This is a genomic window from Lottiidibacillus patelloidae, from assembly GCF_002262935.1.
In the GTDB taxonomy this organism is placed as follows: Bacteria; Bacillota; Bacilli; order Bacillales; family SA5d-4; genus Lottiidibacillus; species Lottiidibacillus patelloidae.
The window spans coordinates 162,503-179,316 of record NZ_NPIA01000006.1 but is presented as its reverse complement, the minus strand read 5'-3'; the positions used below and the strand labels follow the sequence as shown (position 1 = coordinate 179,316).

Sequence of the window (16,814 nt, the reverse complement as noted above, 5' to 3'; positions counted from 1 at the left end):
AATAGACAAAGCAATAAAAAAAGCCCTGAGAAACTTATTCAGGACTTTGTAACATTTTGTCAATATTCCACGCTTTTTTTATAGTAATTGCACTATTTCCACCGAAGATCCGATAGTTTGTAACATTATTATCTCTAGCGTATTGAAGAAATTGATTTAATATAGATGAATTCGTTTCTGGTTTCACTAAAAATACTGGATTATTATTCTTCCCACCAAGGGCGCTTCCAGCTAAAGCATCTGGGAAATTTTCACCTGTTGCAAAATACACTTCTCTTGCATTAACTACGCCAAAATATTTAATAACTTCAAAACTAGTTTCATACCTGTTACTACCAAAAATTCTAGTAGGGCTAGGTAAACTTTCTATTACTTCCTCAGAGATCACTCCAGTTCCACCTATTACATACGTTTCTGTAATTTGATAATCTTGTATATATTGAAGTACCTCATTTTTTATCTTATTTTTACTCACGTATAAAATTGGAATATTTAATTGCGCCGCATAAGAGGATACTGAAAGTGCATCAGGAAAGTTTTCTCCGGATACAATGATTGCCTTCTTCGATTGATATGGGATTAGTTCATTTAGTTTCACCGCTGTTTCATATCTACTACTTCCGGAAACTCGATGCACTGTTAATTCTAAATTTCTTAAATCTTCTGCAACTGTTTCTGTGATTGCACCTTCTCCACCTATAATAATGACATTAGTTGCTTGCAATCTTTCAAGTTCAGCAACATTTACTGGATTAATAGTTGCTTTACGCTGCAATAATAAAGGGCTGTCTAAATAGGTTGTTAATGGTGCCGCAGCTAAACTATCTGGAAAGGTATTTCCACTGGCAACGATAACAAATTTGCCAGTAACTTCTTGTCCATCTATTACTATTGTTTTTTCTTTAAGTTGACTCCATCCCGTTTTCGAGATTTCTACTGCAGTGTCAATTGCACTTTTTCCATATATTCTATTTTTATTATATACATGCAACAGTGCTTTTTCCGCATGAACTGCTCCATTACCTAAACTATATTGACTAACAATTGGTACTGCTGTTTCTTCAATCATTTGCTTTATTTGATCATTAGAAAGCCAGGGCTCTTGTTGTCTTATCATTGCAGCTATTGAAGTTACAATTGCTGTAGACATGCTAGTACCATTTTGATAATTGTAACCATCAAGCCAAGTACTATATATACCTACTCCTGGTGCAACTACATCTACTGTAATTCCATAGTTTGAAAAGTTTGCTTTTTCACTATTCGTTTCATTTGTTGAAGCAACTGCTAGCACTTCTTTATAATATGCTGGATACATAATATCAGAATCATTGTCATTCCCTACCGCACAAACTACTAAAATATCATTTTCATAGGCTAATTTAATCGCATCTCTTAATGATTTCATATTTACATAGCTTCCTAAGCTTAAATTAATTATGTCGACATTTTTTTCTACTGCAAACTCAATTCCTTTTATTAAGTTTGAAATGTTACCACTATTTCCATCCAATACTTTAATAGGCATCATCTTAACATTAAGTGCAGCTGATGCAATTCCGACTTCATTATTCGTTAATGCACCAACAAGACCGGCTACATGGCTTCCATGACCGTGCGTATCCTCTGGTGGATTTCCTTCTTCAATAAAGTTATATCCTTCCACTAGTTGACTTGCTAAATCGGGATGATCTAAATCTACTCCAGTATCAATAATTGCTATGACGATTTCATCTTGAGGATTGTAATGCTGCCAAGCTCCTGGGATATACATCATATTAAATAATTGCTCTTGTTCAATGTAATTTGGGTCATTTACTGACGTTTCCGCTAAATATATTGGAGCATCATATTCTACATATTGTACGTTAGGATTTTTCTCTAATCGAAATACTCTTTTTTCTAACTCATGACTTGCTACATTTAAGATTACAACCTTTTTATCACCTTTATATTTTACAATTAATTTGGCTTCATCCCCTGCATGTCCAACAGTAGTGAGCAATATAAAAGCCACTAAAAGTATTGTAGTTGTTGTTATATACTTCATAGTCTTTGCCAGCATCTCTTCACCTTCATTACAGTTGAATTTTTATACTATTCTAACATTAATACTACAGTCATCTTCGGACTGTTGCAAGAAGGTAAAATATTACTTAAAGAAAAACAAATAACCTTGCCATTGGACAAGGTTATTGCAAAGGAAACTTTTCGTTTATTAAACTGTGTCTAACTTCAGAAGGAATAATACTATATCCACCTAAAAAGTTGAAGTTTACTGGACCATTCACTTCCGTTTGTAACCATGACCTTACTCCATTTGGTATCCCGTTATCGTTAACTAAAATAATAGGTCCTTTATTTCTAGCAGCTAATGGAGCTCCCGAAAGTGCATCAACAAAGCTCTTTCCACTAACGACATATACCTCATTTGAATTTAATTGATCTTTATAATGCTTCGCAATCGCAACACTTGTATCATATCGGTTACTACCAGATACTCGCTCAACCACTTCGACACCAATTTCTTTTAACCTCTGTACGACTTGTTCAGAAACAGCACCTGTACCACCAATGATTGTTACTTTAGAAATATTTCCTTCCTTAATATATTGTTCTACTTCTAATGGAAGTTTGTTCGCCTGCGTTAAAATAATTGGTGTTTGACTTAAACCAGCGTATGGAGCAACAGATAACGAGTCAGGAGAATTTTCATTACCACTAGATAATATTATTTCTCCCTTTGTTTGACCTATTGATTTAGCTATTTGAGCAGATGTATCATAGCGAGACTTCCCTTGGATACGCTCTATATCGTAACCTTTTGCAATTAATTCATCTTCAACACTTTTAGAAATTGCACCTTCTCCACCTAACAAAAAGATTTTCGTAGGCTGTAATCGTGTAATTTCTTTTTCTACACTTTCAGGCAACTTAGTATTATTAGTTAATAATAAAGGAGAATCGTATTTTTTAGCTAAAACACTTCCCGCTAATGCATCGATTGAAAGATCACCTCTACCTAAAATGACATAGGATGCTCCTTCTGGCCAACCTTGTTCTGAAATTTTCACACTTGTATCGTAGCGCGACGTCCCATAATATTCTTTAGGAGTAATTTCCTTAACAAAGTCACTAACTACATAACCTTTTTTACCATCTTTCGTTTGTACTCCAACCCAATCATACCCGTCAGCAGTTACTTTTTCTCCATTCATAATAAAGGAGTTTCCGGAATTGAATGTTGAAATGATTGGACTATTAGTTGTTGGACGTTCTCTAAAGTTAACATTTTTTAGTGCTGTTCCTATTTGTTTCGGCGACATGTTTTTGTCCATAATTACTAGTTCTTCTTTAATCATTTCCTTAAAACTAACCCATAAATCTGGTGTTTCTTGCCCTAAACTCCAATGCCCCGTACCTTTAATATTATATCGGTCGACAAGCTCAACTTTTTGTGCAATGGATTGTTCATTTTCATACCATATGGTATATGTTCCTGGCGCTAACGTTCGTCCGCTGACAGTTATTGTAGGATCCCCTTGATTAATTGTTACAATAGCTTTCATCGACTTAGACTTTTCATCATATGTTGTTACATGACTATACATGGCTAGCATTTTAGCCACTTGATTATTTGTAATTCCATATCCACCTATCGCATCTCCACTACGCCAATACCGACCATAGTGAGCAATTCCGAGGACAATTTTTTCAGCAGGAACCCCTTCGTTCAACGCAAATTGAATGGACCTCTCAACGAAACTGTAACTAGCTACCGGTCCTGGCTCCCCACCATAATAGCTTTCATCATAAGACATAATCATTAAATAGTCTGAGTACTGGCTAAGTTTATTATAGTCATAAGACCCGTGCCATCCTCTAGACCAACCGTTAGGATTTGCAGCAACTGCAACAGTAACAAGTTTTTCTTTAGGAATTTTTTCTCTTAATAAGCGAACTAAATCCGTGTAAGCATCACGATCAATGTCAGAAACATTTTCAATATCAACATTTACACCGTCCAAATTATATTTATTTATTGCATTTGCAATTTCCGTAGCAAGGTTTTCACGATTTACTAATGCAGCTCTTCCAATTTCTCGATCCCAATGATTGCTTAAAAATGGAACAACTTTAATCCCACGCTTGTGCATTTCTTCAATAAAATAAGTACTTAACTTATCTGACAGTTTTAAAGAACCATCAGAATTAATATCAAAATAACTTGGGGAAACTTCATTCATTGATCCTGATGTTTTATCTACACTATTGATCATCGTATTAGAAGAACCAAGATATAAATAACCCATATTGTAAGCAGATCCTGCTTCTGCTTTGTGCTGACTATCAAATGCAAAAGTGGTAAGAATCATCGTTCCAGCAACTACTTTAACTGTCGCAGCTTTCACATTAGGAATATGACTCTTAATATATTGTTGAACTTGAGCTTGCAAGCTCTTCTTCTTTCCTTCTTTTAGAGAGCCTAATTCATCTGCAAACTCAGTTAAGTTTTCATTTAAATATAATATAATTGTAGGTTTCCCATTTTCGTATACTACTTTATATCGCTGGAACAATTCCATTTTAACCGCTCCTATTTCAGACTTCTTTTTATATTTACCATTTAAGGAAAATATATTATAAAAAAATCCCCTTCCATAATATAGAAGAGGAGATTTAACTATTTTTTTAAAGAACGAATAAACACACCGAATGCTCCACCTACAAAATCCAAAATGACATCTTGTACAAGCGGCGTTCGATTTCCTGTAAAGTGTTGGTGAATTTCATCTGATGTCGCATAAAAAGCAAGGAATAGTAATGAGTAAATAATGGCTTTTCTTACATTTACACCTTCATGTAGTAAAGCACGATAAAAAAATAAGCCTAGTAAGGCAAAAATGAAAAAATGAGCTCCTTTTCTAATAAAAAACTCTACAAATTGTTGGACACCTAATCTAGAGATACTTATTTCACTAGTGGCATATTCAAAAGAAACACTATCTGCTGTTTTTTCAACTAAAGATAAGTCAACCTTACTCAATATTCCAGGTTTTAAATCTTGTTTTTCATAAGGTTGTGATGAAAAGAAAAAGATCACACTAGCAATAATAACTACCGGAGACCATAACTTTATTCGTTTAACGTATGTATGATTCATGCAGTAACTCCTTTAACAATAATTTCCTTTACCAAGTGCTATTTTAACACGTCACTTCCATTCCTGCTAATTCAAAAAGCACTCCCAACGACAAAAGAAAAAACCATACTTAGATTACAGTATGGTTTACATATTTACTTTATTTGTAGACTGTTGTGAACCAAGGAACCGTCTACCAATAAAATATATAATTGTTATTACACTTAAAATTAACAGTACTCTAATAAAGGTAAATGGGTGTTTTTCTATTTGTGCAATCCCTTCAAATATAAGTAAATATCCTATAAATACGACAAGACAATTGAGGAATATCGATGGGGTATCTTGCCGTTGTTTGTACAATAAAAGAGCTACTAATATAAGCCACATAATAAATACAAATAACATGGAAAATATCCCCTTTCCTCTTAACTACTTTCATTATACATGACTACTATAATAAATGTTTATATATTTAGAAAATTCATTGTCTACATTATAATATTTTTTGCATGAATTGTCTTTTATAAGTTTGTCAGTCACATTATTTGTCAAAACTAATAGCGTAAACACAAACAAAAGGACTGGTTCCCATGCGCTTAATTGGCAAACTGATTAAACTTACTTTTCTTACTGTTTTATGCTATGGAGCTATCATCGTTTATGAAGATTTTCAGCATCTCCTATGGCCAGCAATTGATAGGCAAGAAGACATTATCTCAAACGATTACGACATTACCTTGATAAATGAACCAACTGGTCCACACAATGAGTCACATACGAATCCCAAACAAAATAGTTTAAAGCCAGACAGTGATGTAAAGTATAGCCCTTCTGAATCTGAAATTAAAAAGCGCTACAGTGCCGCTTTTGAAGAACTTTATTCCCAAGTAAACAACAAAGTAACTGAATTAATGCAAGCTGCTTACAAAGAGTATATGCAAAAAAAAGAGAGGGGAGAAGATATTTCTTATCTATACTTCTTTACGAAATATAATCGGGCAGCTAAAAATTTAGAAGAAGCTACTGATGAAGCATTTTACTCTATTTATGATTCATTTGTAGATGAATTAAACACTTACGGTTATGACACCGAAATTGCCAATAACTATAAATCTACATATGAAAATAAAAAGTCGTCAATTCGGACATCTATAATGAAGGAAGCCGCTAAAAAGTTCTAAGACTTAGCAGCTTCTTTTTATTGTTTTTTTAACATTATTTAAAATATTTCTATATAATATAGGTAGGTACCAAATTAAGGGGATATAGGGGGAATTAAAGTTGAATACTGAAAAAGAAGTAGTCATGTCTAACGATGAAAAAATGTGGGGCATGCTAAGCCATTTATCAGCGCTTGTCGGCTTATTAGGAATTCCATTTGGCTTCATTCTTGGACCATTAGTAGTATATTTAATAAAGCGAGATGAGTATAGCTTTGTTAACACGCAAGGAAAAGAATCACTAAACTTCCAAATTAGTATTTTAATTTACTATGCTATCGCTGGAGTTCTTTGTCTAATTTTAATTGGATTTGTACTGCTAGCAATTATTTTCTTATTCCATATCATTTATACTGTTATCGCTTCAATTAAGGCGCATAATGGTGAACATTACCACTATCCATTAACGATCAGATTTTTGAAATAACCTATAAAAAAATTAAAGCCACCTCAATTTAATTTGAGATGGCTTTAATTTTTTTCTTACTTAATAGTTATTAAAGAAACGAGTCATTGCAACTGCAAATTCACCACGAGTTACTTTATCACTTGCTTTAAAGTTTGCATGGATCGTAGGTTCTAAGTCATACGGTCCTTGTGTTGTGCTGTAGTATACATTCATAATTCCTAAATCGATTGCTAGTTGTACATATCCTTTAAGGTCAGCTGGGAAATCATCTTCTACAATAATACTTTCCCCTTTATAATCAACTGTTACATCACCTGAATGGCTTTGTGCAACATCTTGTAAACCTAAACTTTGGATTAAAGAGTATGCCAGTTCTGCACGAGTGACATCGCCCTTTTCATTAAATGAGCCATCTGCCTCTAATTGCATAACCCCTTGGTGATGTTGCGCACCTTTCATTGCAGCACCTTGAGCAAGTACTGCATCAATTGCTGCTTTACTTGATGTTTGTGCCACCTGTCTAATTCCCGCACCCATCACTAAATATTCTGCTAAATCTTTACGTTTCAAATTATGATCCGGGCGGAAATTATTGCGCTTATCTGAGTCAAATAAATGTTCACTTACACCTAATTTAATTGCACTTTCAGCTGCATGGCCTTCAACATCATTAATGCCAGTAAAACCGTTTATCACTTTTCTTGTGATAGTACCGTGAATTTCTTCAGGAAGTCCAACACCGTATAAACCATCAACCTCTAACGTCCAATCTCCAGGCATTGGATTGTTAACTGTTACAGTTCGGTCCATTGTAATACTGAATAATACTGGAATTCCCGCTCGATATTCTGTTCCATCAGGACTAGTTAAGATAATTCTTACTGTATTACCTTCTTCAATATCCGTTATACCATACGCACTAATTTTAGCTGATAACTCTGCAAGTCCTGCTTCAACTTTTACTGGGATACTATTATCACTCGATAATGGACTATAGTCGATGACAATATCTTCTCTTTCCGCTGTTACTTCAGCATTTGCATTAAACGATTTTGTAGCATTTAATGTTGTACCATATACATGGTCTGTATTCATTGCTTTATCTACCGCTGCATAAGCGTTTAAGTAACCTGCCCCAACTTCCCAAGACTCATGTCCTGGCATGTTCGTTGCTGTCATTTCAAGGATATCTTTTACTTCTTGTGGTGATAATAATGGATTTGCTTCTAACATTAATGCTACAACTCCTGCAGCATGTGGTGTAGCCATTGACGTTCCACTCATAAATGAGTAGTAAGGAATGTGTGCTGGATCAATTCCGTTAACATCTTCTTCTACTGCTAATGCTCCAAGTGGTGCAATTGCACGTGCTGAAATTATGTCAACTCCTGGTGCTGTAATCGTTGGCTCATCTTTCCACGTCCACGTTTCACCATCTGCTGTAGTGAATGTTCCACCTACACCTTTTGTTCCACGAGATGAAAAGTCTGCTAATGTTGCATCTTTCGTACCTGCAGCTACTGAAATTACCCAAGGAGCTTTTGCATATGGGTTATGTGTATCTTCTCCAGGACCTTCGTTACCTGCAGCAAATAAAACGACAATTCCACGGTCATAACATTTTTTACTTGCGATATTTACTGGGTGATCTTTGTTAAATCCACCTGAAGATCCCCAAGAGTTTGTAATAATGCGAATGTCGTGCTTGAACTGGTTAGTAAGCGCATAGTCGAATCCACCAATTGTATCTAAAATTAATAATACTGCTCCAGAACCGTATCCGATTAAGTCAGCCCCCGGTGCTGCACCTTCATATTTTCCACCGGAAGCTGCTCCAGTTCCACCAACTGTTCCTGCTACGTGTGTTCCGTGTCCAGAGTTGTTATCTGTATTTGGAATACCTTCTGTATAAGTAACGGGTAATAAGCCACTTACAGAGTTAAGATTTGTTGTACCTGCTACGTTTTCTACTAAATTTTCACCTAATTTTAAATCTGGGTGTGTCCCATCTACACCACTATCATTTACTACAACACCGATACCTTTACCAGAAACAGGTAAGCCACCATTAGCGACACGCATATCATTATCTGTGCGAACTTTGTTCACACCAGTTAATTCATTTGCGTCTGCATTATAATACTTTACTTCACTATTTAAAAATAATGATCTTACTTCAGCCTTTTCAGAAAGAGCTAAAATTTGATCTGCAGTAGCAAGCACCCCAGCAATCGGTAACGATTGCATTGTCACTCCTGTATTGATTCCTAAATTTGTTAATAAATCTAATTGAGTTGCTGTTGGAGCACTATCTCCATGGAAAGAAACAATGACATTAATAAGACCACTGTTTTGCTCCATTTCCTCTAATAATAATGGATCCATTGTTACATTGTTATTCGTAATAATTGATGCATTTGTTGTTGCTGGTAAAAACAAACCAACAATTAAAACTAATGCTGTAACTATTGAAAATAATTGTTTAGCTACTCTCATTCGGTATCTCCCCTTCAAATTTTAAATTTTTAGATTATTCTTGTTATTACAATTATTGCACCTATCTCGGGATAACTCTATTGCACAAATGACGTATTTTTTTGGTTAAAAAGGTAGTAGGTCAATCTAGTAACAAAGTAATATGCGGATGATAAAAGCCTTACTCTTATCGAGTAAGGCTTTCTCTGTTTCAAGATTTATTTATAATTATTGAAAAATCGTGTCATCGCTACCGCGAACTGAGCTCTCGTTACACTTTCATCTGCTGCATACGTCGCATGTAATGTAGGTTCTAAGTCATATGGTCCTTGCGAAGTAGTGAAGTATGCATTCATTATCCCTAAGTTTAGTGCTAATTGAACATACCCCTTCAAGTGTGCTGGTATTTCGTCTTCGATAACTAGTGCCTCTCCCTTATAAGAAACGGTAACTGTTCCCGAGAAGTTTTCCGCTTCATTTTGCAAGCCTAAACTTTGTACTAGCGAATATGCTAATTCAGCACGTGTGACATTTGCTTTTTCATTAAAGCGACCATTTTCATCGAGAAGCATAACGCCACGATCTTTATGCGCACCTTTCAACGAAGCTCCTTGTGCTATAACCGCATTTACTGCTGCATCGTTTGCTAACTGATCTACTTGACGGATTCCAGCTCCCATAGTTAAGTATGTTGCTAAATCCAATCGAGTTAACTTTTCATTAGGTTTGAATTCACCATTATTCATAGCATCAAACAATCGTTCATTTATTCCAACTACAATTGCTCCTTCAGCAGGATGTCCCGCAATATCTGTAAGTCCTGTCATTATAGACGCAGTTTTTTGTGTAATTGTTCCAACAATTTTTTCAGGCAGTGCTATTCCTGCATACGGTTCAATTGTTACTGTCCATTCACCTGCAACTGGATTATCGACTGTTATTGTATCAACGAGATCAATGCTATAAAGAAGGTTAATCCCCGATCCATAAGCTACACCATTTGGATCTGTAATCGTAAACCCAACTGGATTACCACCTTCTTCGGTCGGGTGATCCCCATCAGCGTAAACTTTAACTACTAATTGTGATTGTCCTTCCATTACATTAAATTTCTCAGAATCATTTCCAGTCAAACTATAATCTATCTCGAATTGATCTCGCAATACATTCATTGAAGTATATGCGTTAAATTTTTTCCCAATTGTTAATGTATTGCCATACTTTTTATCTTCATTTAAGGCTAAATCAACTGCTGCATATGCATTTACATAACCTGCACCAACTTCATAAGCATCTCGGCCTGGCATATTTGTAGCTGTTTTTTGTAATATTTCTTTGACATCCATTGGTGAAAGTAATGGATTTGCTTCCAATAATAACGTTACAATACCTGCAGCGTGTGGAGTTGCCATAGAAGTTCCACTCATATGTGCGTAAAAAGGTACATGTGCAGGATCTAAGTTTATATCTTTTGTAGCTGATAATGCACCTAGTGGCGCAATTACGCGAGTTGAAACGATATCAACTCCAGGTGCTGTTATCGTAGGTTCATCTTTCCACGTCCATGTTTCACCATCTACCTCAAATGTTTCCCCCACTCCTCTAGTACCACGAGATGAAAAGTTTACTAATGTTCCATCTTTTTTTCCTGCTGCAACTGAAATGACCCAAGGCGCTTTAGCATATGGATTATGCGTATCTTCTTCTGGACCTGAATTTCCCGCTGCGAATAAAACGACAATGCCGCGATCATAACATCTTTTACTTGCTACGTTTACAGGATCATCTGGGAAGAAATCATCATTTGTTCCCCATGAATTAGTTATAACACGAATGTTATGCTTAAATTGATTAGTAATAGCGTAATCAAACCCACCGATCATATCTAAAATGAATACTACTCCACCAGATCCGTATCCAATTAAGTCTGCTCCTGGAGCAACTCCGGCATGTAAACCACTAGACATTTGGCCAGTTCCACCAACAGTACCGGCAACGTGTGTACCGTGTCCTGAGTTTGTATCAGTGTTTGCCACATCTTCTAAATAAACGACTGGTGCTAATCCGTCAAACATTGTCATATTTGTTGTGCCTAATACATTTTGTACTAAGTTCTTTCCTAATTTTAAATCTGGATGTGTGCCGTCAACACCACTGTCATTAATAATGACTCCAACACCTTTACCAGAAACAGGTAAGCCACCATTAGCTTTACGCATGTCATCATCAACACGAACTTTATTAACTCCTGTTAACTCTGTCGCATCAGCATTGTAAAACTGGACTTCACGATTTAAGTAAATGGAACGAACTTGTTCACTTACTGCTAATGCATTGATTTGTTCATTCGTAGCAAGAACACCGGCAATCGGCAATGACTGCATCGTAATACCAGTATTAATGCCTAATGCCTTTAATAAGTTTACATTTTCATTTGTTGGTGCACTTTCACCATTAAAAGTAACAATGACGTTTAGTAAACCAGAATTAGATTTCATTTCTTCTATTAGGTGACTATCGATTGTTACCGATTTTGTTGAAATATTATTTGAACTTACAATTGTTGCATTTGCACTTGCTGGCAAAAACAACCCTAGTAGTAAAACAAAAGAAGCAATAATTGCAGATAATGATTTTTTATTCACTTTTACACACCTCTTTAACAGAATTTTTAAAATTCTAACAACTTAAAGTATGACATTAATGGTTATTAACCTCTATTACGCAAAAGTCATATATTTTAGGGTAAATAGTAGTAACTGTAATAGTCATAAAGAATTACACGAATTTACATCCCTTTTAATAATGTTTGTAAATATTGGATAAATCTTGTATTCTAATAATCTAATTAAAATACATATAGCAGGAAGGAACAAAAATGATGGCAAAGAAAATTTTATTACCTTTATTAATCTTCATTTTCACTATCTCTTTATTTTCGTTTCCGAGTGACTCAACAGCAGTAGGTGACTACTATCGAATCGCTGGTTCTAACAGAATTACCACTGCAATCGAAATCTCGAGACATGTTACACAAAGTCCTAATGTTGTTATATTAGCGAGATCCGACGATCCAGCAGATGCACTTGCTGCGGCAAGTATCGCCGGTTATCATAATGCTCCAATCTTATTAACAAAAACGAATAAGCTTTCTGACTATGTCATTGCAGAACTCAATTCTTTGCAAGTGTATGATGTATTCATATTAGGCGGATCAAAGGCTATAAGTAATGAAGTGGAAGCAGAATTAAAGCAATTAGGGTATCGAGTAACACGCTTCGCAGGTAGTAGTCGATTTGAAACAGCGGCAAAGATTAATAATCATTTAGCAAGTGAAAAAAATCTTTATGAAGGTGAAGGACCTAATACACCTAAAAAAGATAAAGCAATTATAGTTAATGGTTATACTGTTGCAGATGCTCTATCAGCATCAAGTAACGCTGCAATAAATGCCATTCCTATTTATTTATCAAAGAAATCACACCTTCCAATTGAACTGCCAAGCTATGTAAAGGAAGTAACAATCTATGGAGGAGAAGGTGTAATTAGTAAAGAGGTCTATGATAGCCTTGTAGCTAAAGGTTTAAAAGTAACAAGAATTGGCGGTAAAAATCGCTTCGATACGAATATAAAATCTTTGGATCCTTCAAATGGGGAAAATATTATTTTAGTTAGGGGAACATCGGTAAGTTTAACGAAAGAAGATTATCCTGATGCTGTTGCATCTTCTGCATTAGCAAAGAAGTTAAACGCAAACATCGTATTAGTTCACCCTACCAAACCAATTGCTGAAGTAGTTGAACACTTTAGTAAGAATCGTTATGTAAATATTTATGTGTTAGGAGGAGAAAGTGCAGTTTCTTCAGATGTTGCTATTAACTCAACAGCATTTGTTGATACGACACTTAGCTTTTTAATTGAAGATGGAATAAATGATTCCGTTATTCATCCGACAGAACCTATCATTTATTACACTGCAAAAAATGTAAACTTATTATGGTATATGAACTTTGAAACAGGAGAATCTGATTATATATGGTTCTCACGTAACCCAGAAAGTTTATATTTTGCAAATGGAAAATTATATGTAGCATTACATACGGGTCAACGAAGTAATTATTGGAACGTAGAATCACAATTAGGGTCTGTCGCAATTATTGACCCTGTCACATTTCAAGTAGAAAAAGAAATGGAATTAAATCTCGATCCATATGATATTGTTATAGATAAAAATGGTATCTTGTATGTATCTAGTGGCTCTGGACAATGGACAGATATTAGAAGTTATGACACTACTACTGAAGAACAACTTTCAAGAATGCGTATTTATTCAAAACAATATATACAGTTAGATCCGAGTGAAACACACATTTACACAGTAGACTGGAGCACTATTGAAATTTATACGATTGATTCCGGAAAATTAATCGAAGTTAATGAAGATAATAGAAATTATGAAGGGCATTATATTGTTCCAGATGGAACACTTGACTTTTCTCCTGATGGAAAATACATGTTTAATAATAGTGGAAATATTTTTCACACGGATAGCTTATATCACTATAAACAATTGGAATATGAATACGCAGACATTGGATTTGATGAAACTTACAACCTATTTATGATTGGTCGAAAAGGATTAATCTTATTCTATGATTACGATACGTTTGAAATAGTAAGTGCAATATCAACTATAGGAGAAGTCGATTCGTTACACTTAAATAACAATTATATCGTCTCATTAACGAAATTTACTGATCCACAAACAGAAGAGATAACTTACGGTGTAGAAGTATTTCCTAAATAAAAGTTTCGCAATAAAAAAGAACCTAACTGGGCAAATAGTTAGGTTCTTTTTGTTGTGGGGGTATTACTTTATGAAGCTGAAATATTTTTTTCCTTATGAAGACTTTCAATTGTCTTTTTTACACTAATGCGATTTACAATTTGACCTGTAATTTCCGCTTCATCCACTAGTTTGGCAGAGTTTTTGAAAACGTCATCGCCTAATTCTTCTCTTAATTCATTTAACTTATCAACAACATCGGGATGGAATTGTGTTCCTTTCCAGCGGTTTATTTCAGAAAGAGCTTCCGATGGTGGTAAACCTTTTTTATAAGAACGGTCAGACAAGATTGTATCCAACGTGTCCGATACCGCGATAATATATGATCCAATTGGGACATCATCTCCGCCTAATCCATATGGGTATCCTTTGCCATCATAGCGTTCATGATGCATTCCTACTAAATTAGCAACTTCTTTTAGACTAGTAATTTTTGATAGAATTTCCTCACCAATTTTCGCATGCGTTTTAATGACTTCATATTCTTCTTTTGTTAACCTACCTGGTTTGAACAAAATATCTTCTGAGATAGAAATCTTTCCAATATCATGTAACAATCCTGCGATTCGAATCTTCTCCACTTCATGCTCTTCAAGATTTAACTTTGATGCCAAAACTAGCGAATAGTTTGACACTTGCATTGAATGGCCATATACGTAAGGATCCCTGGCATCGATTGTTGACGTCAAAGATTGAATAAATTCTTCTAACGTTTGGTTTAACTCATCTGCTAGTTTACTAGCCCTACTATTACTTCCTTCTAACTCATCAATTCGCTTCTTCGCACCTTCTGCAGTAAAGCGCAAAATCGAACCAATTAAAAAAACGAATAGCATTGTAAATAAGAGTGCGAAATACCCATATTCTATGAACATTACTCCTAATAAGCCACCAACTAAAGCTATTAATAAAGTATGTGGTAAGTGTGGCGCTAACATATCGTTCATAATATCTCTGTAACGTTTCCCCGTTAATATTTTCATTAAAACAATAGCAAAGCAATAATTACTAAAAATGTATAACATGGAAACAACAACACCAAAGACGATTGGCTCACTAAATATATATGGAATTTCTATAAAATGTGCTTTTAAGTAATTTGTTACTATTAATGTCGCTACTAATGAAGAAATATTATATAAAAACTTAATCAATGGTAAACGATTAGGATATAGCGATGAGACGATACCAGAGATAATATTTACAATAATAGCTTCATTAATACCTACACCAATTAAGGTTCCTATACTTAATATCGTAGTCCAAGATACCGCTACTTGTTCTTTACTTTCTAGCATGTAAACTTTAACTTTAGACAACTCAGCTAGAATTGTTAAAAAGATTATCGGTAAAATAATTGTTGCTGCAAGTGGGTACACAGAAAATGAATATATAGTATAACCAATCGCTACTAAAGTTAAAAAAGTAATATATGCTCTTAGTTTAATCATATTCAATTCTCTCACCCCAATTTAGATGCTTTAATTTCACCCATCTCTTCAGTGTAAACCTTTACTAGGTTCCTTCCAGAGTTTTTAGCATGGTACAATGCTTTATCTGCAGCTTCAACTAAATCTTCTAAATTCATCTTAGTATCCGGATATGTCGCTACACCTAAACTAATAGTTAAACTTACTTCTTGATCATCTTTCACTACTAATATATTTTCTTCGACTTTACGTCTAATTCTCTCGGCTACTCTTTCTCCTTCTAGTAATCCTTTATCTTTTAAGATGACAACGAACTCTTCTCCGCCGAAACGAGCACAAATAGAATCTTCACCAGCTTCTTGATGAATAATATTCCCTACTACAGAGATTGCTTCGTCACCCACATTATGCCCATATGTGTTATTAATTTCCCTTAAATGATCCATATCTACAAAAATAATCGACAAAGGTTCCATTCGTTCCTCTGCTTTTACAAATAGTTCCGTTAACTTTTCATCAAAGTAACGATAGTTGTAGAGCCCTGTTTTTTCATCAATATATACAAGTTTTGCATCCTTTAAGCGACTTAATAACTTATGCAAATATAATAATGGTACTAACATAAAGATAATGATAAATGGATCAGCCATGTACATTTTACCTAATAATGCACCTGTAAAAATGAAGACCGTTTCAGATATTAGTGAATCTGTTGTTAAGGTAGGTGCCTTAAACCAATTGATCTTCTCATCTAATGCAATGATTGTTGTTATTATTGACATTTGGAATAATGCAAATGAAACAGTAGCTAAAATTAATGCTAGTGTTGGAGCGAAGCTATATTCACCGAAAGATCCATCCATAATAAAGTGAAAAAAGTTAACACTAATAAAACCACTAATTACGATATTAGAAGCATTAAAATCTGGTCCAACAAATGGTTCAGGATGCTTATCAATTACACGTTTACTAATAATTAATATTGTTGAAATCAGTAATGTTAAACATAATAAGGGAAAAGGTAAGATTAATACTGCTGCAAATTCAACAGCTGTAGCCCAACCATATGATAGTTTGGATCCAGTAAATGCAAATAAACCGCCTAATCTTGCGATAACAACAATACCCGTCCAAATAACAAAATGAACCCATGTTTCTGTGCTAAAGTTAAAATGCTCAAAATCCAAAACAAAGATCGTTATTGCTAGAAGATTACAGAACCATATAAATGCATACGTGGACAATGGATGTTTTTTCATTTGTCTACCCCCACTAAAATAAGAAAATA

The 16,814-nt window shown here is 34.7% G+C and carries 10 protein-coding genes; 3 read left to right on the top strand and 7 right to left on the bottom strand.

Features of this window, described 5'->3' with window-relative positions:
• Nucleotides 1-34 precede the first annotated feature (34 nt).
• The 3 genes from CIB95_RS12105 to CIB95_RS12095 all read right to left on the bottom strand — a co-directional run bounded on the left by CIB95_RS12105 (nt 35) and on the right by CIB95_RS12095 (nt 5,164).
• Complete coding sequence (locus tag CIB95_RS12105; RefSeq protein ID WP_094925528.1) at nt 35-2,065, bottom strand: S8 family serine peptidase; 2,031 nt, start codon at nt 2,063-2,065, stop codon at nt 35-37.
• A 127-nt stretch (nt 2,066-2,192) separates the two neighbouring features.
• Nucleotides 2,193-4,586, bottom strand: coding sequence for a cell wall-binding repeat-containing protein (locus CIB95_RS12100; RefSeq protein WP_094925526.1), 2,394 nt, complete (start codon nt 4,584-4,586; stop codon nt 2,193-2,195).
• 98 nt (nt 4,587-4,684) lie between these two features.
• Complete coding sequence (locus CIB95_RS12095; protein WP_094925524.1) at nt 4,685-5,164, bottom strand: VanZ family protein; 480 nt, start codon at nt 5,162-5,164, stop codon at nt 4,685-4,687.
• A gap of 572 nt (nt 5,165-5,736) precedes the next feature.
• On the opposite strand from CIB95_RS12095, the gene CIB95_RS12085 reads away from it, so the two are divergent.
• Both CIB95_RS12085 and CIB95_RS12080 read left to right on the top strand, forming a co-directional pair.
• On the top strand, nt 5,737-6,327 hold the full coding sequence (locus tag CIB95_RS12085; RefSeq protein ID WP_094925520.1) for a hypothetical protein: 591 nt from the start codon (nt 5,737-5,739) through the stop codon (nt 6,325-6,327).
• A gap of 100 nt (nt 6,328-6,427) precedes the next feature.
• Complete coding sequence (locus tag CIB95_RS12080; RefSeq protein ID WP_233144128.1) at nt 6,428-6,793, top strand: DUF4870 domain-containing protein; 366 nt, start codon at nt 6,428-6,430, stop codon at nt 6,791-6,793.
• Nucleotides 6,794-6,853: 60 nt separating this feature from the next.
• Here CIB95_RS12080 and CIB95_RS12075 read toward each other — a convergent pair whose 3' ends face one another.
• Nucleotides 6,854-9,271, bottom strand: a complete 2,418-nt coding sequence (locus CIB95_RS12075; protein WP_198949198.1) for a S8 family serine peptidase — start codon at nt 9,269-9,271, stop codon at nt 6,854-6,856.
• A gap of 197 nt (nt 9,272-9,468) precedes the next feature.
• Nucleotides 9,469-11,895, bottom strand: a complete 2,427-nt coding sequence (locus CIB95_RS16250) for a S8 family serine peptidase (RefSeq protein ID WP_158217627.1) — start codon at nt 11,893-11,895, stop codon at nt 9,469-9,471.
• 233 nt (nt 11,896-12,128) lie between these two features.
• Between CIB95_RS16250 and CIB95_RS12065 the strand changes: the two genes are divergently transcribed.
• Complete coding sequence (locus tag CIB95_RS12065) at nt 12,129-14,057, top strand: cell wall-binding repeat-containing protein (protein WP_094925518.1); 1,929 nt, start codon at nt 12,129-12,131, stop codon at nt 14,055-14,057.
• 68 nt (nt 14,058-14,125) lie between these two features.
• Here CIB95_RS12065 and CIB95_RS12060 read toward each other — a convergent pair whose 3' ends face one another.
• Both CIB95_RS12060 and CIB95_RS12055 read right to left on the bottom strand, forming a co-directional pair.
• Nucleotides 14,126-15,547: an HD-GYP domain-containing protein gene (locus CIB95_RS12060; protein ID WP_094925516.1), complete on the bottom strand. Its 1,422-nt coding sequence runs from the start codon at nt 15,545-15,547 to the stop codon at nt 14,126-14,128.
• Nucleotides 15,548-15,558: 11 nt separating this feature from the next.
• A complete protein-coding gene (locus CIB95_RS12055; RefSeq protein WP_094925514.1) occupies nt 15,559-16,785 on the bottom strand; it encodes a GGDEF domain-containing protein in 1,227 nt (408 codons plus the stop codon).
• Between the last annotated feature and the right edge of the window lie 29 nt (nt 16,786-16,814).

What these genes read in the sequence shown, in the direction of transcription:
- CIB95_RS12100 (WP_094925526.1), bottom strand. Translation starts at nt 4,586, where the DNA reads ATGGAATTGTTCCAGCGATATAAAGTAGTATACGAAAATGGGAAACCT.
- CIB95_RS12075 (WP_198949198.1), bottom strand. Translation starts at nt 9,271, where the DNA reads ATGAGAGTAGCTAAACAATTATTTTCAATAGTTACAGCATTAGTTTTA.
- CIB95_RS12065 (WP_094925518.1), top strand. Translation starts at nt 12,129, where the DNA reads ATGATGGCAAAGAAAATTTTATTACCTTTATTAATCTTCATTTTCACT.
- CIB95_RS12085 (WP_094925520.1), top strand. Translation starts at nt 5,737, where the DNA reads ATGCGCTTAATTGGCAAACTGATTAAACTTACTTTTCTTACTGTTTTA.
- CIB95_RS12060 (WP_094925516.1), bottom strand. Translation starts at nt 15,547, where the DNA reads ATGATTAAACTAAGAGCATATATTACTTTTTTAACTTTAGTAGCGATT.
- CIB95_RS12055 (WP_094925514.1), bottom strand. Translation starts at nt 16,785, where the DNA reads ATGAAAAAACATCCATTGTCCACGTATGCATTTATATGGTTCTGTAAT.
- CIB95_RS12105 (WP_094925528.1), bottom strand. Translation starts at nt 2,065, where the DNA reads ATGCTGGCAAAGACTATGAAGTATATAACAACAACTACAATACTTTTA.
- CIB95_RS12095 (WP_094925524.1), bottom strand. Translation starts at nt 5,164, where the DNA reads ATGAATCATACATACGTTAAACGAATAAAGTTATGGTCTCCGGTAGTT.